The sequence below is a fragment of the Dictyobacter formicarum genome, assembly GCF_016587435.1.
Genome location: NZ_BNJJ01000020.1, coordinates 61,037 through 77,068 on the forward strand (window position 1 = coordinate 61,037; position 16,032 = coordinate 77,068).

General features: G+C 51.5%; 12 protein-coding genes and 1 pseudogene. 7 read left to right on the plus strand and 6 right to left on the minus strand.

Annotated features, from left to right (window positions below; genetic code table 11):
* Positions 1-147: 147 nt before the first annotated feature.
* The 3 genes and pseudogenes from JMI88_RS40925 to JMI88_RS29015 form a co-directional block, all read left to right on the plus strand.
* A pseudogene (locus tag JMI88_RS40925) lies at positions 148-345 on the plus strand (DnaJ domain-containing protein); the annotation flags it as partial.
* Positions 346-2,042: 1,697 nt separating this feature from the next.
* Positions 2,043-2,297, plus strand: a complete 255-nt coding sequence (locus JMI88_RS29010) for a hypothetical protein (protein ID WP_201365445.1) — start codon at positions 2,043-2,045, stop codon at positions 2,295-2,297.
* A 17-nt stretch (positions 2,298-2,314) separates the two neighbouring features.
* Positions 2,315-3,211 carry a zinc-ribbon domain-containing protein gene (locus tag JMI88_RS29015; RefSeq protein ID WP_201365446.1) on the plus strand — a complete coding sequence of 299 codons (897 nt, stop codon included), beginning with the start codon at positions 2,315-2,317 and terminating at the stop codon, positions 3,209-3,211.
* Between the two features lie 93 nt (positions 3,212-3,304).
* On the opposite strand, the gene groL is transcribed toward JMI88_RS29015, so the two are convergent.
* Both groL and groES read right to left on the minus strand, forming a co-directional pair.
* Positions 3,305-4,930, minus strand: coding sequence for a chaperonin GroEL (gene groL / locus JMI88_RS29020; protein ID WP_201365447.1), 1,626 nt, complete (start codon positions 4,928-4,930; stop codon positions 3,305-3,307).
* Positions 4,931-5,024: 94 nt separating this feature from the next.
* Positions 5,025-5,315 carry a co-chaperone GroES gene (gene groES / locus JMI88_RS29025; protein WP_201365448.1) on the minus strand — a complete coding sequence of 97 codons (291 nt, stop codon included), beginning with the start codon at positions 5,313-5,315 and terminating at the stop codon, positions 5,025-5,027.
* A 650-nt stretch (positions 5,316-5,965) separates the two neighbouring features.
* Here groES and JMI88_RS29030 point away from each other — a divergent pair.
* The 4 genes from JMI88_RS29030 (at position 5,966) to JMI88_RS29045 (ending at position 9,989) form a co-directional block, all read left to right on the plus strand.
* The gene (locus JMI88_RS29030; RefSeq protein ID WP_201365449.1) at positions 5,966-6,529 is read left to right on the plus strand and encodes an acyl-CoA carboxylase biotin carboxyl carrier protein subunit; all 564 of its coding nucleotides are present in this window, start codon (positions 5,966-5,968) and stop codon (positions 6,527-6,529) included.
* Between the two features lie 69 nt (positions 6,530-6,598).
* Positions 6,599-8,269, plus strand: a complete 1,671-nt coding sequence (locus tag JMI88_RS29035; protein ID WP_201365450.1) for an acyl-CoA mutase large subunit family protein — start codon at positions 6,599-6,601, stop codon at positions 8,267-8,269.
* Positions 8,270-8,339: 70 nt separating this feature from the next.
* Positions 8,340-9,242 carry a glutamate racemase gene (gene murI, locus JMI88_RS29040; RefSeq protein ID WP_201365451.1) on the plus strand — a complete coding sequence of 301 codons (903 nt, stop codon included), beginning with the start codon at positions 8,340-8,342 and terminating at the stop codon, positions 9,240-9,242.
* A gap of 114 nt (positions 9,243-9,356) precedes the next feature.
* On the plus strand, positions 9,357-9,989 hold the full coding sequence (locus JMI88_RS29045; protein WP_201365453.1) for a phosphatase PAP2 family protein: 633 nt from the start codon (positions 9,357-9,359) through the stop codon (positions 9,987-9,989).
* Positions 9,990-10,084: 95 nt separating this feature from the next.
* Here JMI88_RS29045 and JMI88_RS29050 read toward each other — a convergent pair whose 3' ends face one another.
* The 4 genes from JMI88_RS29050 to JMI88_RS29065 all read right to left on the minus strand — a co-directional run bounded on the left by JMI88_RS29050 (position 10,085) and on the right by JMI88_RS29065 (position 15,964).
* Positions 10,085-11,878, minus strand: coding sequence for an ABC transporter ATP-binding protein (locus JMI88_RS29050; RefSeq protein WP_201365454.1), 1,794 nt, complete (start codon positions 11,876-11,878; stop codon positions 10,085-10,087).
* Positions 11,875-13,620 carry an ABC transporter ATP-binding protein gene (locus tag JMI88_RS29055; protein WP_201365455.1) on the minus strand — a complete coding sequence of 582 codons (1,746 nt, stop codon included), beginning with the start codon at positions 13,618-13,620 and terminating at the stop codon, positions 11,875-11,877. Before JMI88_RS29055 ends, JMI88_RS29050 begins: the two co-directional genes overlap by 4 nt.
* 321 nt (positions 13,621-13,941) lie before the next feature.
* Entirely contained in the window at positions 13,942-14,451 is a 510-nt protein-coding gene (locus JMI88_RS29060; RefSeq protein WP_201365456.1) for a flavoprotein, read from the minus strand.
* 109 nt (positions 14,452-14,560) lie between these two features.
* Positions 14,561-15,964 (minus strand): complex I subunit 1/NuoH family protein, encoded by a 1,404-nt coding sequence (locus JMI88_RS29065; RefSeq protein ID WP_201365457.1) that lies wholly within the window; start codon positions 15,962-15,964, stop codon positions 14,561-14,563.
* Positions 15,965-16,032: the final 68 nt, after the last annotated feature.

Below are 16,032 nucleotides of genomic sequence, written 5' to 3' on the forward strand. Positions count from 1 at the left end.
ACAGCGCGCACTCTACTATGGTATAGCAGTACAGCTAATATCCATATGTATTATGGATACCAAATATGCTTGTGATTATTGTTGTTTCTGGTAGGCTCAATCTGATCAAAAACGCTATCAGAGACTTGCTATGATACGATAAGAATGATGGATACACCAGAAAACTATTATGCCATTCTAGGCGTTCCCGTTGATGCAGATCATGATACAATCAAGCGCGCCTATCGACAATTAGCACGCCGCTTTCATCCCGACCTGGCAGGACCAGAGGGTGCGCTGGAGATGAAACGTATCAATCGGGCCTATTCGGTACTCAGCGAGGCTGAGAAACGTGAGCAATATGATGTCATTCTAGGTGGTGTGGTCGATCTGCGCAGCAGGGTTGCGCGCCAGCGCTCACGTCCACATGTGCCAGATAATCCAGAGGATGTAGAATTTTCGGGTCTGCATACTTTTAGTACGCGAGGACCTCTGCATGCAGGGCTGGTCATTAAGACCAGTCACGGTATTACATCGGCGGTCCATGGCCGGCGTACCGTCCACGGTATGCAACTGGCCGCTGGATCCCTCGACGGAGCAGGCACGATATGGGAGATCAGCCAGGATAAGGTGGTGGCGTCCGTTAAGTTTAGCAGTGATCCCGCTTTCACGGTTGAGGCGGTGCGCGCACTGCGTCTCTCACAAGCAGGGGCGCTCCTGGCTGGCTGGAATCGATTGGGGCTGCATGTCTGGGATGCCTATACGGGCAACCGCCTCTGGAGCTATCCTTTAACCGACCGGGCCGTCTCCAACCATTATTCGCTGGATGCCAGCCTGCAGGTCACAGCCGCCAACAAACGCGTTGCACGCCTGGCCCTACCCTATCTCAACGAAGATAGCCGCGCGCCGCGCTCGCAGGGAGTACGCAGCAGTGACATCATCAGCCATGAAATGGGGACGCCCGGCAACGCCGTGTTTGAGCGGCTCATCTGTACCGAAGAGGGCACCGACAGGCGCAGCTTCTGGGCCATTCGCATGCGCGCCCTCTCGCAGGATACCCATACGCTGGTCACGCTCTCCTGCGCCCAGATACCTCATGAACAACAACAAATGGCGATTATTCGCCGTTGGAATCTGCACCCGAAAAGTAAACTGGGAAGCAAAGCACCCCAGATCGAGTCCTCTATCCTCATGGGACGCTGTGAGGATTGCTCGCCGCCCTATGTCGCAACACCAGATGCTACCTGGCTGGCCTTTGTCTATGAGGGCGTTAAAATTCGGCTGTGCGATACCATTAACGGTACCTATAGCGAATTTGCCAGTGGCAACATGGGCAGTAGTGCACGCCTGGCTATCTCGCCCAATGCCGAGTGGCTGGCCGTTGCACGCGAAGATAGTGAGATAAACGAAGGTGTCATCGATCTATGGTCGATCACCACCGGCCAGATCGTCCAGAAGCTTTATCATCCCTGGCAGATTAGCGCCCTCAATTTCGCCGAGAATCAACTTATTGTCGCGCTTACCGATGGTACAATTCAACTCTGGCAATAAATGCTGACAATATGCCGATAGAATAGTATGAAGTCCTGACGGGGACTGCTTGAAAAGCAGGCTTTTTGTGCCTTCGGCCCCTGACACTACGCGCCTGCGGCGCTCAAAAAAATTTTGATGCAGTGGTGCAAGCCATGCGCCAAGCGCATGGCTTGCACCACTGCATCAAAACAAGAGTGGGGGTGTCAGCACCTTTACAGGTATAGATTTTTTTGGATTCGTGCCAGGAAAGCTGAATGCAAAGGGCGGCGAGCCCCTTGCCTGGGGGGTTTGGGGGGCTGCGCCCCCAGGCTGGCATTGTGCTATCCTCGCAAATAGAATGGTTGAACACTCCAAATGTACACTGAAGGGTCAGTATGTATCAAATAGTTGCAAATTCTCTCATTCTATTCGATAATTATAGCTAAAGAGGTTGACAATTGCCCGGCTGTTACTAATACTAGTAATCATATCTCTATTTTTGTGTCGATGGCAGAGGGCCACTGACCATCTCGTTCAGAGGAGCTTGAGACGTGATTCGGGAAGGTACATTACTGAGCAAAGAAGCAGGACTGCATACCATTTTTCAAGGTGAAGAGCATAATTATGTACATTGCGTCATTGCAGATAAAATAGACTCTGACCGTCAATTTGAGTGCCGCATACTGGACGAAACGGATATCCCCATCGCCATTGGGGAGCCTATAGCACTAGAGGTATTGAAAGTTGTAACAGAGCGCCAGAGTGGAGTTGTACGTTTTGATTGTCATCTGATACACACACCGTAACAACAGGGAGCGTGACTATGAAATGTTCTCAGTGCTCAGCCGAGCTTCCCAACACAACTACCTTCTGCCCACGCTGTGGAACCAGTATATATACGAGCCATACATCGAGATTCTCGTATTTACCTCCCGGGACTCCACCGTGGCCAAATAATGTTCCACAGCAACTGCCCAATGTCGTAAATACACAAAGCGCGCCAGCGACCTCGCTATCGACCAGCAAGAAATCGACAACCAGATCGGGCCGCAAAGTCGGCAGCGCTATTGGGGTAATTGCTGTTCTTGTGGTAGCACCTCTTATCGCTGCACTGATAACCGCTGCCACACTGTATAGTAACGGACAGCTAAACAGCCTGGCGGACAAACCAGTGAACAAGAGTAATCCAGCAGCGGTAACGCCTCAAGCCACAGCTAAAACGAACTCTCTACCCATCCCAACCTCTTTTAAAACCGCCAAAGACGCCAATCTAAATATATCGATAAAATATCCATCCGATTGGAGCCTCGGTTCGCCCCAGCAATCCACTGCGGCCACCTCGTTATCCATCAATTCGCAGGATCAAATTGGCATTTCCTTTGTTATTAATCGCCTATCCAACTCGGTCACAAGCTCGATCAGTGGGGTAGATGAGTTGAACCAGTCTACGGTGCAAAGCCTCCAGCAAATACAGGGCAGCCACGAGATTCAGACGGTGCAGGCCACTAATGCCAAACCAACCATCGGCGGAGAACAATGGACACAAAAAGATGCTACGCTGCTGGATGGTCAGAATACAAAAATTCACTTTACATCCATTGCGGATAAACATAGCAAGAGTTATTATGTCATCTACTTTTTAGTGCCGGATAGTATTTATCAGGAGGCACTACAGAAGTACCTGAATCCCATGCTGAACTCTGTAAAGTTTCTCTCCTGACACACTCAACGGCTGAGCGCGAGCAGATAAAAACGATCCCTCTGGAAATCTCCAGGAGGATCGTTTCTTTATATTATATTTGCCTGCTGAGAATTAGTATTCAGGAACTGCCGGGGCAGCTGGCTGAGCCTTCTCTGGCAGATCGGTGATCAAAGCCTCAGTGGTCAGGATCATAGCAGCAATGCTGGCAGCATTCTGCAGAGCTGAACGCGTCACTTTAGCAGGATCAGCGATACCAAACTCGAACATGTCACCATAGGCGTCGGTCAGCACGTTGTAACCAATGTGCATGTTGTTCTGCTCACGCTGCGCGCGGCGGACACCCTCAACGACAACCGAACCATCACGGCCACCATTAGCAGCCAGCTGGCGAACAGGCTCTTCGAGAGAGCGGCGCAGGATGCTGACACCGGTAGCGGCGTCACCTTCCAGTTTCAGGTTATCCAGAGCCTCAACAGCGGACAGCAAAGCAACACCACCGCCAGGAACCATGCCCTCTTCGACGCCAGCGCGGGTCGCTGACAGAGCATCCTCAACGCGGGTCTGGCGATACTTCATCTCAACCTCAGTACCAGCACCAACTTTGATTACAGCAACGCCACCGGACAGCTTGGCCAGGCGCTCCTGCAGCTTCTCACGGTCATAATCGCTGGTGGTCTCTTCAATCTGAGCTTTAATCTGGCGGATGCGAGCCTGAATCGCTTCAGGCGAGCCATGGCCCTCAACGATAGTAGTATCTTCTTTGTGGGAAGTAACCAGGCGAGCGCCACCCAGATCCTCAAGAGTGGCACTATCCAGACGGCGGCCCATCTCTTCGCTGATCACCTGACCACCGGTCAGCACAGCAATGTCAAGCAGCATCTCTTTACGGCGATCACCAAAGCCCGGAGCCTTGACAGCCAGAACATTCAGGATACCACGCAGTTTGTTCACAACCAGGGTAGCCAGAGCCTCACCATCGACATCCTCAGCGATGATCACCACTTCGCGGCGACCCTGCTGAACGATTTTCTCAATGACCGGCAGGATATCCTGAATGGCGCTGATCTTCCTGTCAGTGATCAAGATGTAAGGATTCTCCAGGCCAGCTTCCATCTTCTCCGGGTTGGTCACGAAGTAAGGTGAAATATAACCCTTGTCGATCTGCATACCTTCGACATACTCGGTCTCGAAGTTGATACCACGAGACTCTTCAACAGTAATCACACCATCTTTACCGACTTTTTCCATTACTTCAGCGATCAGCTCACCGATCTGCTCATCAGCAGCCGAAATAGAAGCGATCTGGGCAATTTCTTTCTTACTTTCGACTGGTACGGCCAGCTGGCGAATGTAAGAAACAACTGTCTCGGTACCTTTATCGATACCCTGCTTCAACTGCATAGGATTGGCGCCAGCAGCCAGGTTCTTCAAACCCTCGTTCACAATAGCCTGAGCCAGAACGGTCGCGGTCGTTGTGCCATCACCAGCCACATCGTTCGTCTTGGTAGCGGCCTCTTTCAACAGCTGAGCACCCATATTCTCAAATGGATCTTCCAGCTGAATCTCTTTCGCAACGGTTACGCCATCATGGGTAACGTTAGGAGCACCAAATTTTTTATCCAGAGCAACGTTGCGGCCCTTAGGACCAAGAGTAGTCTTTACGGCACCAGCGAGAATATCAATACCCTTTTTAAGAGACCGACGAGCCTCTTCATCAAATACGAGCTGTTTTGCCATGAGTAGATTCCTTCTCCTACATTATCCTCACGCATTCAGGTCAGCGACATGTCAACATACAGTTTGTCCATGTATAGCCTGATGCCAGGAATTACTAACCAACAATTGCAAGAATATCGTTCTCTTTGAGAACCAGGTACTCTTCGCCGTCCAGTTTGAACTCTGTGCCACCGTATTTCGCGAACAGCACACGATCACCCTCATGAACATCTATAGGTGCGCGATCACCATTATCCAACAAGCGACCATTACCAACAGCAACGACAACCCCTTCCTGGGGTTTCTCTTTAGCAGTGTCAGGGATAACGATACCGCTTTTAGTTACTTCTTCTTTTGCCGCGGGCTTTACTACCACACGATCTCCGACAGGACGAATTTTAGCCACGGTTTACACTTCCTTTCATCAATGAAGCTTTTAGTCAGAAGACTTTTTCAGTGCCTCTTCGTCTGGCTCATAATGAATTACACCTGAGATATTAACAGAATGATACAGCGAGTAGTCACAACAACATGGTCCACCGGCCGCGCAACCACTACAACAATAGGTTTGTCCATATTGCACAGTTGGTGGCCAGAGAATTTCAATATCACAGTTCGCACAACGTAACGGCTTCGGCGCATGCACAGAAGCCAATTGAGCAGATTCGCACTGCTTATGCTCACTGTCTTTATTATAGGAGTCCGTGAAATCCTCTTCTCTCTTCATTGTAGTACCTTTGATGTAGCTTCCTATAAAACGCCAATTTAAGAAGAAGCACTGATTTCTATTAGGAATCGATGCCAGGCGTCTTCTACATCATGCAACTTCTCGCATCTGTCATGTATCAATATCTAAGGTGCTGCGTTATTCTTTTCTCTGGCTAGGATTATGCCACAGCAAATGTTAGAACCACATAGGAGAAGTGTTAGAGGAATGTTAGAATTCGCCGCCGCCTTCCCGAAATATCTCTGTCTCGCCTCCTCACAACAGACATGATACAATGGCCTCGTGTACATCTGATAAGAGATGACTTTCAAAGTAGAAGGTAAAACGCCATGCCGTACATTGCAACCATAAAAAATCAAACCTATACGATCACAACCCGGACGCAAGATGACCAGACAGCGGTGACGCTGGATGGGGTAACGCATGCTCTCGACTGGCAACGCATTGCAGCCCTGGCCACTGATGAAAAAGGCAAACAGCCCGAAGGTGGCTACTATAGCCTGCTGATCGCTGGCAAATCCTACGAAGTATTTGTCCGCCGCGTTGTGCAAGATGACGAAAACAATAGCCAGACCTACGAAATTCAGCTAGCCGGACAGTACTTTCTGGTGAGAGTTGAAGATGAACGTACACGCTTGCTGGAAGGAATAGCGCGCACAAATGCCCAGAGTAGCGCCGCCAAAATTAAGGCCCCTATGCCTGGACTGGTGGTCAATACGCTGGCACAGCCTGGAGACACGGTTAACGCAGGACAAACAGTAATTGTGCTGGAGGCCATGAAAATGGAAAATGACCTGCCATCTCCGATTACTGGAATCGTCAAAGAGCTCAAAGTCCAGAAAGGGCAAACGGTAGACCAGGGCCAGTTGCTCGTCATTATAGAAGGTGAATAGCCGGGTTAGTCCGCTTTTGATCTTATGTTATAATTTTCCTGGCATTCATTAGGAGGAGCACGTGTGTCCATGGATATACATGTGAGTAAAAGTGCCGCAGAGTGGCGCAACACGACAGCACGCAAGGTAAGCGAAAAAGCAGCAGCGCGCAAAGCGAAATTCGTAACCAGCTCGGACATCGAGGTCCCGGACCTGTCTACTGAAGAAGATCTTGCTAACTGGGATACGCAAACGCAGCTGGGTTATCCTGGTGAGTTTCCATTTACCCGTGGCGTACGCCCAGGTATGTATCGCTCCAGACTCTGGACGATGCGCCAGTACGCTGGCTTTGCCAGCGCGGAAGAGTCTAACCGGCGCTACCACTATCTCTTGTCTCAAGGAACCACTGGTCTGTCGGTTGCCTTTGATCTCCCAACCCAGATGGGCTACGATGCCGATCATCCTTTCTCCGAGGGAGAGGTGGGTAAGGTAGGAGTGTCAATCTCAAGCCTGGAAGATATGGAAATATTGCTCCAGGACCTGCCCCTCGAACGCATCAGCACATCAATGACCATCAATGCCACCGCCAGTATCTTGCTAGCCCTGTATATCGCGGTCGCTAAAAAGCAAGGGGCCGACCTGCGCAAGCTTTCCGGAACGATCCAGAATGATCTGCTAAAAGAGTATACCGCGCGTGGCACCTATATTTATCCTCCACGCCACTCGATGCGCATTATTACCGATATTTTCAGCTATTGCGCTGAAGAATTACCGCAGTGGAACACGATTAGCATCAGTGGCTATCATATGCGCGAAGCAGGGTCTACGGCTGCTCAGGAGATCGCATTTACATTATCGAACGCGATTGCCTATGTCCAGGCTGCCCTGGACGCCGGCCTGGATGTGGATACATTCGCCGGCCAGCTCTCTTTCTTCTTCAATAGCCATAACAACCTGTTTGAAGAGGTAGCCAAGTTCAGGGCCGCCCGGCGCATGTGGGCGCATATCATGCGCGAACGCTTTCATGCCAAAGACCCACGCTCAATGATGCTACGCTTTCATACCCAGACCGCCGGCTCAACCCTGACCGCCCAGCAGCCTGACAATAATATAGTGCGCACCGCCTATCAGGCCCTGGCAGCGGTACTTGGTGGCACACAGTCCCTGCATACCAATGCCAAAGATGAGGCGCTCTCCCTTCCCACGGAAGAAACGGCACGCCTGGCCCTGCGTACCCAGCAGATCCTTGGCTATGAAACAGGGGTAGCTGATGTGGTTGATCCATTAGCCGGCTCGTATTATGTCGAAACCCTTACCAATGAGCTCGAAAAACAGGCCCTGACATATATCCAGCAGATCGACGAAATCGGGGGCAGCGTACGCGCCATCGAGACTGGCTATATGCAGTCTCAGATCGAGGAGGCGGCCTATCAGTATCAGCTTTCGTTGGAGAAGGAGCAGGCGGTTGTCGTTGGCGTTAACCGCTTTAAGCAGGCCGAGACAGAACATTTTGTCGGACACAAGGTTGATCCGCAGATTGGTGAGCGGCAGGCGCAGAAGCTTGCTGAATTACGGCAGAAGCGCGACAACGAACTGATCAAACAAAAGTTGCAGCAGCTACAACAGGCGGCCGCAGGTAATGATAATCTGATGCCCGCTATTATCGCAGCAGTCGAAGCATACGCGACACTAGGTGAGATCAGTGATACAATGCGACACGTTTTTGGTGAACAACACGAGTTTCGTAGTCTAGCAGAGTAGTAGTTGTAGAGTATAATAAAAATACATGATGAACATCAGGAGTTTAGATGATGGTGCAGGACAACACTCAGTGTTTCCTGCACACGATGCCGAGCGGAGTGAGCACATATTCCGCGACAATGGTCGCAGTGATCCACGTAGCTCCCTGCAAGGGCAGGATCATGAAAAAAAGAATAATATAGCGCTCGCACCGATTGGAGTTTTTGATTCAGGCGCCGGTGGCCTCACCATCTTGTCCGCCTTGCAAAAAGAGCTTCCCAACGAGCATTTCATTTACCTGGGAGACACCGCTAACTGCCCTTATGGTACACGTAGCGAAGAGGAAATTATTGAATTATCCTTGCAGGCCTGTCGTTTTTTAATCAATCAAGGTGTGAAACTGATTGTTGTGGCCTGCAATACCGCCTCGCAGGCAGCGTTAAGCGTACTACGCTCCACCTATTCGATCCCTTTCGTTGGTGTTGTCCCCGCGGTCAAGCCCGCGGCACGGGTCACACGCCGGGGTCGCATCGGTATTGCCGCTACCAATCAAGCCATCAAAGCGTCCTATCTACACCATCTTATTGATGATTTCGCCTCCGATGTTCAGGTCTATGCCGTTGGCTGTCCTGAATTGGTGACGCTGGTCGAGCATGGCGAACTGGATGGTCCCCATGTAGATACCGTCCTGCGCAATGCCTTGAAACCTTTAACCGATAAAGATGTCGATGTGCTTGTGCTTGGATGTACCCATTTTCCCGCGTTACGACCAGCGATCGAGCAGGTAATGGGAAAACATGTGCAGGTCATTGATAGCGGGTCCGCCATCGCCCGCCGCACACATTCCATCCTGGATACAGAAAGGCTGGCACGCCCTTTCGATGGGCAGGAAGGAAACGTATCTATCTGGTGTAGCGGTGAGGCTGAAGAATTCAGCAGGGTTGCCAGTGCCGTACTGGGCTATGAAGTCCAGGCCAGCCAGTCTACATTCTAGCTAGCTGGCCAACAGGTAATGGCGCTAAGAAGCAGAGTGGATTTTATGCTTCCTGGCGCGTTTATATAGACGGGTGCATTGATGCCTATCAAGGAAAGTAAGGAGAATCCCACAATGCTTGACAATATGGCTATTCAAGAAGGCGATGATACTGCGGTTGTCACCAAACCGCTGCACGTTCAAGGTGCGCGGCTCGTGTCAACGATACTATCACCCGCTGTAGTAGCCTTGCCCTTTATTTTATTGATGGCCTTTTCAGCCAACGATCAGAATCCATTTCTTTCTGCTATCATTACTATTTTCTTTCTCTGTGTTGGTCCGATGGCCTACATAACCTTTGGCGTGATTACCGGCAAATTCACCGATGTTGACGTCAGTGTGCGTTCTCAGCGTGTCGGCCCTTTCCTGTTCGGTATTGCATCGAGCCTGGTGGGCTTTTTGATTCTGCATGTAACCAATGGACAAAAAAATCTGGAGTCGGTGCTGCTGCTAGTCTCGATCAGTGGTGTAATCATGATGTTGATTACCTTCTGGTGGAAGATCAGCATGCATGCGTCGGCCCTGTCGGCCGCCGTCACTGCATTGAGCATGGTCTATGGACGCATCATTTTGCCAGCATTCTTGTTGGTTATTCTCGTCAGCTGGTCGCGCGTGATCCTGCGCCGCCACACGCTGGCCCAGGTTATCGCGGGCTCGCTGGTAGGCGTAGGCCTATCCTGGCTCCTGCTCAAAATCCAGGGGTTTTAAGGACTGCGGGCGCTGACGCGCCTGCAATTTTTATGGTGATATATAGAAAAAATACGCGAAAGCGTATTTTTTCTATATATCACCATAAAAATTGGTTAATCCTGCTTTTCTCTATGATCATTGCCGCCGACGAGGGCTGGCTCGCCGTGCCAGAGGCGTCGCATCTCTTCGCTGCTGGCCAGCACTTGCTCCAGTGTGCCTTCGGCTTCGATACGGCCGTCTTTTAGGACGATGATGTGATCAGCCTCACGTAGCGTCGCATGGCGATGCGATACCGCCAGCCGCGTTAGCTGCGGCGCGAAACGAGACCAGAGGAGCTGCTCGGTCTCTACATCCAGTGCGCTGGAAAGATCATCAACCACCAGAAAATCGGCAAAGCGCACAAACATACGCGCCGCCGCCACGCGCTGTACCTGTCCACCAGACAACTTTACCCCTCGCGGACCCACCATGGTGTCCAGTTGTTGCTCTAAGCCTGCGATATCGTTGTCAAGCACGGCGGAGTATAGCGCAGCAGACACGTCTACGGCATCCTCAGGCAGGCCAAGTAGGATATTCTCCTTGAGGGGCAGGCTAAACAGGCGCGGCACCTGCGGCGTGTATCCACAGCGCGGCGGCACAAAAAATGTACCGGGATCAGCAACAGGCTGGCCATTCCAGCAGATTTCTCCACTCTCCGCTGGCAACAAACCTAACAACGTTCGCAAGAGCGTGGTCTTACCTGCGCCGATGCGACCCGTGATCACCGTGAACGATCCTCTCGATAGATGCAAATGAATATCCTTTACTCCCCGCTCGCTGCCAGGATAGGTATAGGTCAGGCCTTTGACGTCCAGAGTCTCAAAACGATGTTGTGACCCTTTAGAAATGTAAGGGAGGGCCGGTGGCTCATGGGAGAGATAGAGTGGTTGATGGTCCACCAATCTCTCATGAGGAGCACCCTGGAGCAATGGAAACAGGCGATCCAGTGATACAACGGCCTGGCTATAGCGGGCGATGGAGGTACCCGACATACGAATAACCTGGGTCAGCCAGCTCAAGTAGGAGATGAACAGGGCCAGGTCACCAATAGTCAGGGTCTGGCTGCGCAGGGCCAGGGCTGCAATCAGCAATATCAGGCCGGTGCCAATATCAGCCGCATTGCTCGATAGCGCATCGATCAACTGGCTGAACAAAGTATCCTTCAAAGTAGCCCGGCGGCGCAGCTCTCCCAACTGGCGAAAGTGGGCCACTACCTGCTTTTCCCTTCCCAGCACTTTGAGCATCTGCACTGCCCCAAATACGTCTCCTAATAGTCCGGTCACCTCTCCTATCGATTCCTGCGTAGCCTTACGATAGCGCTCAATATAGCGGCGGAAACTATTGGCGATCAGCAGAACAGCCACAAGAGGCACAAATACCGCTAGGGTAATCAGCACCGAAACGCGCAAAAGAATGGTCAGTGCAATCAGCATAACAATGATCTGCCCCAACGGATCAAAGAGCCAGCACACAAAGGTTGAAACCTCCATCGTATCGTTGCGCAAACGGCTGATCGCCTCTCCCGGAGAAGAAGGGAGAGCATGGGCTCCTGGACGCTGTAGGATAGAGGCAAAGAGATTATGCCTGAGCAGGGCTTGCAGTGTCTCACCTACTGTGGTCTCGGCAATGATGGCCACAAAAGTACAGCTCATTCTTCCAAGCGCAACGCCAATCAGTAACGCCACCATCCACCAGAGAAGGGATGGCGTGAGGGTATGGCTGGACAATCCATCCAGTATGTATTGCGCTATCAGACCTGGAATCAGCGGAAAAAGATAGAACAGGACTCCATTGAAGATGCCGCTAAACAGGTAGAGCCAGGGTCGATAGTTAGCCAGGCGCCAGATATACCAGGATTTGCGTTTCATGCTAACGCCTCCTCTAAACCAATCCGCAATAGTTGCGCGAAACGCGATGCGGGATCGCGGACCAATTCCTGCCGTAAACCATACTCGCTGCACTCCCCCTGCTCTAAAATCATGATGTGATCTGCCCGCTGCACCGTTGATAGGCGATGTGCAATGATAATGCCGGTGCGCCCCTCCAGCAGTTTGTCGATAGCCTGCTCAAGTAAACGCTCAGTAGCCGGGTCCAGGCGCGATGATGCCTCATCAAGGATCACCAATCCTGGATCGCGCAAAAAGACACGTGCAAAGGCCAGCAGCTGCGCCTCCCCCGCCGAGAGACCGCTACCTCCTGGAGCCAGAACAGTATCCAATCCATCCGCCAGCGATTGATACCAACGGTGCAGGCCCAACGCTTCCAGGGCGACAAGCACCTGTGTATCCTTGATAGCACTATCAAACAAGGTCAGATTATTGCGCACACTGGTATGCAGGATATGTACCTCCTGGGTCACGATCCCGACACGCTCATGCAAGGTATCCAGACTTAATGTGCGAATGTCGATACCATTCAAACAGATGGTGCCAGCAATTGGATCGTACAGGCGCGCCAGCAGCTTCGTCAGCGTACTCTTGCCGCTACCAGTACGTCCCAGCAGCCCGAGCACACTACCGGGAGCCAGTTGCAGCTGAATATGCTGCAGAACCGGCACATTTTCCGCATAGCTAAAAGAGACATCCTCAAATGCCACAGCCAGCGCCGAGGCAGGCAAATCAGTCCTTGAGCCATCCACAATCGTACGTGGTACCTCAAGCAGAGTAGCGACGCGCTGAATGCTGCCCGCCGACTGCTGCAATTCGCGCAGCTGGTTAACGATCTGCTCAATCGGCGTTGTCATCGTGTTTGTATAAATAAAGATCAATAGCACCGTGCCAGAGCTAATGCCCGCGTACCAATACAGGTAGGCGCCAAGCAGCAAAGAAATCACCCTCCCCAACGCATTGACAAGAGTAACAGTCCCCCAGGTCGAAAAATTGACCATTATTGCCAGGCGCAGTTTGTGTAGATGCTTGCGCGCATGGCGCGATAAGCCCTGCAACATATAGAGTGTCGCCCCGCTTGAGCGCACATCTTCAGTGCCGGCCAGGCGCTCCTCCAGAAAACCAAACAATTCGGCGCTGGCCTGCCGCTCCGCCTCCCAATGAGGCGTTGCCAGGCCGCGTAAACGATTGATCACCAGAAAAGCACAGGCAGCAAAGATGGTCAGGGTCAGGCCAACGCGCCAATCCACCAGGAATAATAAAACGAGCACACCCAGCAATAAAAAGAGATTGCCAAAAAGGGTGATTACCATACGCGAAAAGAAATTGCTCAGCGCGCTAACGTCCCCATCAACACGCTCGATCAATTCACCAGGAGCATGGATAGTATGAAAAGTGGAATCCAATTGTAAGCAATGCAGCGTCAAATCAGCACGGAGCGCATTGGTAGCCAGCAGGGCCACATCGGTCGCCACGTAAGCCTCAGCAATCGCGATAACCTGACGCAGGACAGAAAGGATCAGGAAGAAAAGCGCGATAACGATCAAATTCGAGAGCGCGCTCTGTGAGCCAGCACCATCCACAAACGCCCGTAAAATCTGTGGGTTGATCAGAGATATACTAATAGTGCCCGCCAAGAGCAGGATCAGCACCAGGACGCGGGGCCATTGTGGCTTAAGATAGGTCAGCAATAATCGTCGATACGTATCCAGAGAAACAGGCATAGAAATATCCCCTCTATGGGTAGATAACAGCAATAATCGTTGCACTTTAGAAATCCAGAAATCCAGAAATCTAGAAATTCAGAAGCCCAGAAATCTAGCAATCTGGTACATAAAACAGCAAGCGCAGTCAATCGAAGATTGGCAGTAAGTGGTTAAAGAGATAGATAGAGGATAAGAACAAGCATGCGGCTAGCAACGTGGCGAAATCATGCATCGGACCTTTCTAATGTTAATAACGTCAATCCAAGAGTACACGATCTGCAATAGATTGTAAAGGTTTTTCGAGAGAAGATGGGATGTATTTTCAACAAATCAAGAAAATTACCCATTATCAGCTTTATGCAATGCTTGTAACTTTTTTAAAATATGCGCCCAGGGGATATTGTTGTTGGGAGGATAGAGATCAGGACGATAGTGTACCACCACGCCCTGTCTTTGCAGCCGGTTCAGGCTGGGAGTAAACTCGGGGTCCTGCGCTAATTCACCGCTAGCCCGCGGAAAAACCAGGATCGGAAAAGAGCCCTGTCGTGTCCAATCCAGTAGCAATGTTAGTGCATACGTATCGGCCACGTCCTGAGACCATTTTCGCAGGGTGTTAAAAGTGGCAGGAGCCACCACAACGGCCGAGAAACGGGGTAGAGGCAATGTAGGGGCATATACAATAACAGGACGGCCTGTAAGCCCTGTCAGGAGCGGCTGATCGATAAAAGCGCAGGCATTAGGGGTGGCGATAACCCAGACATCCCAGTTGTCTTGTTGTGCCAGTACAACGAAATCCTGCACCTGCCTGGCCGATAGGGCCGCACACACAACCAGTGCCAACGCATTCACAATTATCTCTCTCCTCTTGCATAGAACAACAGGGGCAGGTGAGTCAGCATATTTACTGACCACCCGCCCCTGTTAAAATTCTACTTAGCGCAGGTTTTTGTCCACGCTATTAATCGCGGTTACCAGCAGGCAGAGCAACACGACTCGGCACACCATCGCGCAACGCAGGAACTGGCGTCGCGGCCTTGGCACGCAACTGAGCACGAATAGCTGGAGCCTGGGCACGACGAGTAGTCGCGGTAGTGACACGACCCACCAGCCAGATGAAGCCGAAAACGCCCGCCCAGTTAACCACCGCCAGAATGATCAGGTAGGCCCAGATTGGCAGGCCAGAGGTCACAAAGTAGAGCACGCCAGTAACCAGAATATTGCCCAGTGTAACTGGCATCAAGATCAACCAGGCAAACTGCATCAACTGGTCGGCACGCAGACGTGGCAGCGTACCACGAACCCAGATGAAAACGGCACACAGGGCGTAAATCTTGAAGATAAAGTATCCAAGAGCCAGAATATTACCAACAAAGCCCCACAACAGAGAATGCTGAGCCGTCAACCAGCTCACGCCAGGGCCAGCAAAACCGCCCAGGAAGAGGTAGGAGGCCACGGCCGAAGCGATGGTCATATTACCATACTCACCCAGGAAGAACATAGCCCAACGCATACCACTATACTCGGTCATATAACCGGCGACCAGCTCGGACTCAGCCTCAGGCAGGTCGAAGGGAGCGCGGTTCGTCTCAGCCAGGGCACAGGTATAGTAGATGATCAACATCAAAGGCTGGAACAGGAAGAACCACGTCCAGGGAGTGAAGCCCTGGAAGATGAAGTCCAGTACCGGGATGCCCGTGTTTCTCCATGCTGCATTCTGGAACTGCATGATCTCGTAAGGAGCGATCGAACCAATACCAGGAGTATCATGATGAGGAAAACCAGGCTGGCCAGCCAGGACACTGGTCAGCATAATCACGCCGACAAAAGCCAGTACCAGAGGCAACTCATATGAGATCATCTGGGCGGCCGAACGCAGACCACCAATCAATGAATATTTGTTATTGGAGCCCCAACCAGCCATAATCACGCCGACAACGTCGATTGAGCTCATCGCTACCAGGAAGACCAAACCCGTAGTCAGGGCGCCACCCGGTAGCTGGATATAAGGAGAAAATGGTAGCGCCGCAAAAGTTGCGATAACCGGCGCCATAAAGACAGCCGGCGAAAGCAAGAACATCAGTTTATCAGAGTGCGAAACGTGGATATCCTCTTTAAGTAAGAGCTTACCGACATCCGCCACCGACTGCAGCAGACCCCAGGGGCCAGTGTGGAGAGGCCCCTGCCGGTCCTGCATCCAGGCCAATACTTTACGCTCGGCGAGAACCAGGATCGTGGCGCTGGTCAGAACAAAACCGAAAACGGTCAGGAAGGCAACCACAAACTGCAGGAAGTCCCAGGAAATAATCCCGTTCCACAGCTGTTGCCACCATTGAGCGCTATCGGCGACAATCATTGCAAACATATGAATAACTCCAAAGGTAAAGCAGCACACAGGAGAAAATAATGCTCAATCCTGCGCGCCCCTTCACA

Bases quoted from the DNA above. Each gene is read 5' to 3' on its own strand.
- JMI88_RS29030 (WP_201365449.1), top strand. From the start codon at position 5,966: ATGCCGTACATTGCAACCATAAAAAATCAAACCTATACGATCACAACC.
- JMI88_RS29055 (WP_201365455.1), bottom strand. From the start codon at position 13,620: ATGCCTGTTTCTCTGGATACGTATCGACGATTATTGCTGACCTATCTT.
- JMI88_RS29050 (WP_201365454.1), bottom strand. From the start codon at position 11,878: ATGAAACGCAAATCCTGGTATATCTGGCGCCTGGCTAACTATCGACCC.
- JMI88_RS29015 (WP_201365446.1), top strand. From the start codon at position 2,315: ATGAAATGTTCTCAGTGCTCAGCCGAGCTTCCCAACACAACTACCTTC.
- groL (WP_201365447.1), bottom strand. From the start codon at position 4,930: ATGGCAAAACAGCTCGTATTTGATGAAGAGGCTCGTCGGTCTCTTAAA.
- JMI88_RS29065 (WP_201365457.1), bottom strand. From the start codon at position 15,964: ATGTTTGCAATGATTGTCGCCGATAGCGCTCAATGGTGGCAACAGCTG.
- JMI88_RS29045 (WP_201365453.1), top strand. From the start codon at position 9,357: ATGCTTGACAATATGGCTATTCAAGAAGGCGATGATACTGCGGTTGTC.
- JMI88_RS29035 (WP_201365450.1), top strand. From the start codon at position 6,599: ATGGATATACATGTGAGTAAAAGTGCCGCAGAGTGGCGCAACACGACA.